The organism is Candidatus Neomarinimicrobiota bacterium (assembly GCA_018647265.1).
Classification (GTDB): Bacteria; Fidelibacterota; Marinisomatia; order Marinisomatales; family TCS55; genus TCS55.
In genome coordinates this window covers 1-4,228 of the sequence record JABGTK010000078.1, presented here as the reverse complement: position 1 = coordinate 4,228, position 4,228 = coordinate 1, and the positions used below count along the sequence as shown (strand labels likewise).

At 40.0% G+C, this 4,228-nt stretch carries 4 protein-coding genes; all 4 read left to right on the top strand.

Going from position 1 to position 4,228, the window contains the following annotated elements:
* Positions 1–20 precede the first annotated feature (20 nt).
* Positions 21–2,249 carry a molybdopterin-dependent oxidoreductase gene (locus HN459_04760; GenBank protein MBT3478755.1) on the top strand — a complete coding sequence of 743 codons (2,229 nt, stop codon included), beginning with the start codon at positions 21–23 and terminating at the stop codon, positions 2,247–2,249.
* Positions 2,249–2,782, top strand: coding sequence for a 4Fe-4S dicluster domain-containing protein (locus tag HN459_04755; protein MBT3478754.1), 534 nt, complete (start codon positions 2,249–2,251; stop codon positions 2,780–2,782). The genes HN459_04760 and HN459_04755 overlap by 1 nt, the downstream gene beginning before the upstream one ends.
* A gap of 4 nt (positions 2,783–2,786) precedes the next feature.
* Entirely contained in the window at positions 2,787–3,725 is a 939-nt protein-coding gene (nrfD, locus tag HN459_04750) for a polysulfide reductase NrfD (GenBank protein MBT3478753.1), read from the top strand.
* Positions 3,726–3,751: 26 nt separating this feature from the next.
* A partial coding sequence (locus HN459_04745) for a YeeE/YedE family protein (protein ID MBT3478752.1) occupies positions 3,752–4,228 on the top strand: 477 nt, incomplete at its 3' end.

Here is a 4,228-nt window from a genome sequence, read left to right as displayed (position 1 = left end):
AATGAAAAAATATAAATATAATGAATAGAAGAGAATTTATAAGAATTGGTGGGCTAAGCTTGGGTGGTTTGGCTGTTGCAAATCCTATCTTTGACTGGACGACAGGCGCAATTCTGACTGAGGAAAATTTTCAGCAGACTGTCGGTAAGATTCCTACATACTGTGAGGTATGTTTCTGGAAATGCGCAGCATGGGCTCACTTAGATGATAAAGGCGATATCTGGAAATTGACAGGACATGTTAATGATCCCCATTGTAATGGTCGGCTTTGCCCAAGGGGTACCGGTGGTGTTGGAATGTATTATGATGATGATCGTTTAAAAACGCCCCTTATTCGCACAGGGGAACGAGGCAATCAAACATTCCGTGAAGCCACATGGGATGAGGCCTTTGATTATATTGTGGATAAAATGAAAAAGATTGCGGAAGAATATGGCCCAGAATGTATAGCCCTTTTTTCCCATGGATCAGGGGGTAAGCATTTTGGACGGATGCTAAAAGCGTTTGGATCTCCCAATATAACGGCACCATCATATGCGCAATGCAGGGGCCCCAGAGAAGTTGCATTTTTCGCCACTTTTGGAGAAGGAATAGGTTCACCTGAACGAGTAGATATTCGCGATACTGATTGTTTGGTATTGATTGGATCTCACATTGGTGAAAATATGCATAATGGACAAATTCAGGAAATGTCCGATGCGATAGATAAAGGGGCAACCATTATTACCGTTGACCCACGGTTTTCCACTGCCGCAAGTAAATCGGATTACTGGCTACCCATTAAACCGGCAACCGATATGGCTCTTCTTCTTGCATGGATACATGTGATTATTAAAGAAGAATGGTACGATAAAAAATATGTGGAAAAATATACATTTGGGTTTGAAGAACTAAAAGAACATGTAAAAGATTTTACCCCAGAGTGGGCCTACGGCATAACTACAATTAAACCCAATGTCATTCGTAAGACTGCAAAAGAAATGGCTAACGCTTCTCCATCTGTTATTGTACATCCAGGACGGCATGTCACTTGGTATGGTGATGATACTCAACGCTTACGCGCCGTATCTATTTTAAATGCATTGTTAGGAAGTTGGGGGCGACGTGGCGGTTTTTACAATCCTGAAAAATATAAGGTTGCTAATCTAAAACTGCCAAAATATCCAAAGCCAACAAAAACTTGGCGAGATGCGTTCCCGGGACAGTATAAATTAGCAGGCCTCGCATTGGCATCGGGAATTTGTGACGCAACCATTCCTACTGTTGAGAGAGATTGTTCATTCAAGGGTTGGCTCGTTAATGGGACCAATCTTATTTCTACTCTACCTGATCAGAAAAAGACTATAGAAGCAATTCAAAATTTAGACCTTATGGTTGCCATTGATACGATGCCAATGGAAATTACCGGGTGGGCAGACGTGGTCCTTCCTGAATGTACTTATTTAGAACGCTATGATAATTTAAGAGTGAGTGCTTATCGTGAACCCACTGTAGCATTGAGAGCTCCTGCTGCTAAACCAAAATACAATTCAAAACCAGCATGGTGGATGGCAAAAGAGTTGGCCGGCCGCCTTGGATTGGATGAATACTTTCCATATGAAACTATAGAAGAAGAATTGGATTGGCAGTTAAAACAAATTGGTTCCTCATTGAATGAAATGAAAAAAATTGGATTAAAGAAATTTGATCGTGAATTTGATGATTTATATCCTTTGGATAATCTCGAAGAGTATGAATTCAATACCAATACAGGAAAAATTGAATTGTATTCAACTGCCATGGAAGATGAAGGATATGATCCCTTACCAAAATATACAGCCCATGAGGAACCGCCAGATGGTTTTTACCGACTTATTTATGGTCGGGCACCCATGCATACATTTAGCAGAACTGCAAACAATCCAAACTTAACTAACCTCATGGATGAAAATTCAGTTTGGATAAATCCAAAAGTGGCCAAAGAGTGGGGATTAAAAAACGATCAGAAAATTTGGTTAGAAAATCAGGATGGTGTTATTTCTTCATTCCCGATCAAGGTTCGAGTTACAGAGCGAATTCGATGGGATTCAATTTATATGGTTCATGGGTTTGGCCATACAAATAAAAACCTTTCTCGAGCACATGGTCGAGGTGCTAGTGATGCAGAATTAATCACAAAAGTGCATATTGATCCTGAAATGGGTGGTACAGGGATGCGTGGAAACTTTGTTACATTTCATACTGAAAAACCAATTCAAGGTGTCGTCTAATGCGTTACGCAATGGCCATCGACACAAAGAAATGTGTGGGTTGTAGTGATTGTGTTGTTGCTTGTCAAATTGAGAATAATGTACCAAATGGTTATTGTCGTGATTGGGTTGTGGAAGCCACATCAGGTACCTACCCTGATTTATCTATGGAGATGCGGAGCGAACGATGTAACCATTGTACCAATGCGCCTTGTGTACGTTGCTGCCCAACCGAAGCCAGTCATATTGTGGAAGGCGGTATTGTACTTGTAGATGCAGATCAATGTATCGGGTGTAAGGCTTGTATAGCCTCATGTCCATATGATGCAAGATTTGTGCATCCGGAAGGGCATGTGGATAAATGCACCTTTTGTATTCATAAAGTTAAAAAAGGTGAGGACCCTGCCTGTGTAGAAGTTTGCCCCACTAAATGTATGTATTTTGGAGATACAGATGATTCCAATAGTGATATTTCAAAATTATTGAAAAAACGAAAATGGAAAACTCTCATTCCTGAAGCAGGGACTGAACCAAACATTTACTATTTGATATAATATTATGATAGAAGAAATAATTGTAAGCGGTAGAATGAATCCGGGAATTGATCCAGTGTTACATGTTTGGCATTGGGAAATTCCACTTTATCTTTTTATTGGAGGTTTAGTGGCTGGAATTTTATTTTTTTCAGCCCTCTATGCCATACAAGGGAAATCAAAAGAATTTCCAATTGCTGTCATGATAGCACCTATGATAGCACCCATTTTATTAGGAGTGGGGTTATTTGCCCTTTTTCTTGATTTAAGCCATAAGCTTTATTTTTGGCAATTATATACAAATATTCGATGGGAATCACCTATGAGTTGGGGGGCATGGACGTTACTCGCGATAACACCACTATCTGTGATTTGGTCAGCCAGTTGGGCCGAAGAGGCTTTCCCTAATTGGGATTGGAAATATCAATGGGTACAAATCACCATAGATAAATTTATTTTATTCCGAAAAATAATTGCCTGGGTAATGATGGTATTGGCAATTGTAATGGGACTTTACACGGGGATACTATTGTCGGCATTCAACGCGAGACCGTTTTGGAATTCAGCCATAATGGGCCCCCTTTTTCTCACTTCCGGACTTTCATCAGGAACGGCTTTCATCATTCTTTTTTCAAAATCAAAAGAACGACATTTATTTACACGAATTGATCTTATGTTAATTGGGGTGGAGTTGTTTTTAATTACTCACTTATTTATGGGCTTATTGTCGGGAACACAAGTACATATCGAAGCAGCAAACCTCTTTTTAGGTGGTGAGTATACTGTTCGTTTTTGGGTATTTGTCGTTGGCCTTGGGTTGATCGTTCCAGTAATTCTTGAAGTTGTAGAATTAAAGAAAAAGACAGTACCTGTCTATATTCCAGCACTATTAATATTATTTGGAAGCATTATGCTGCGGTTTATTGTTGTTGAAGCGGGCCAAGCAAGTCGCTGGCTGTATTAAAGGAGATAATTATGAAAACGAAATATATGAATCCATATCTTGCAGGTGTCCTATTGGGATTGGTTCTACTGTCTGCATTCTATTTTTCAGGACGTGGATTGGGTGCAAGTGGTGCTGTAAAAAGTATTGTAGTTACAGCCGTAGAAACGGTTGCCTCTGATCACGCATCAAATTCTGAATATTACAGTAAATATACGGGAGAAGGAAAGAATCCACTAAATTCATGGCTAGTATATGAAATGTTGGGTGTGATTGTAGGTGGGTTCCTATCGGGTGCTTTTGCTGGAAGGTTGAAACTGAAAGTAGAGCATAGCCCTAAGATTACATCGAATAAGCGCCTTATGTTAGCTGGCATAGGTGGTATTCTTTTTGGATTCGGAAGTCAATTGGGTCGAGGATGCACAAGTGGGTCTGCTCTTACAGGCATGGCCGTCTTATCTTTGGCGGGATTTGTAACCATGATGGCTATATTTGGCACAGCTTTCGCATTAGCATTCTTTTTT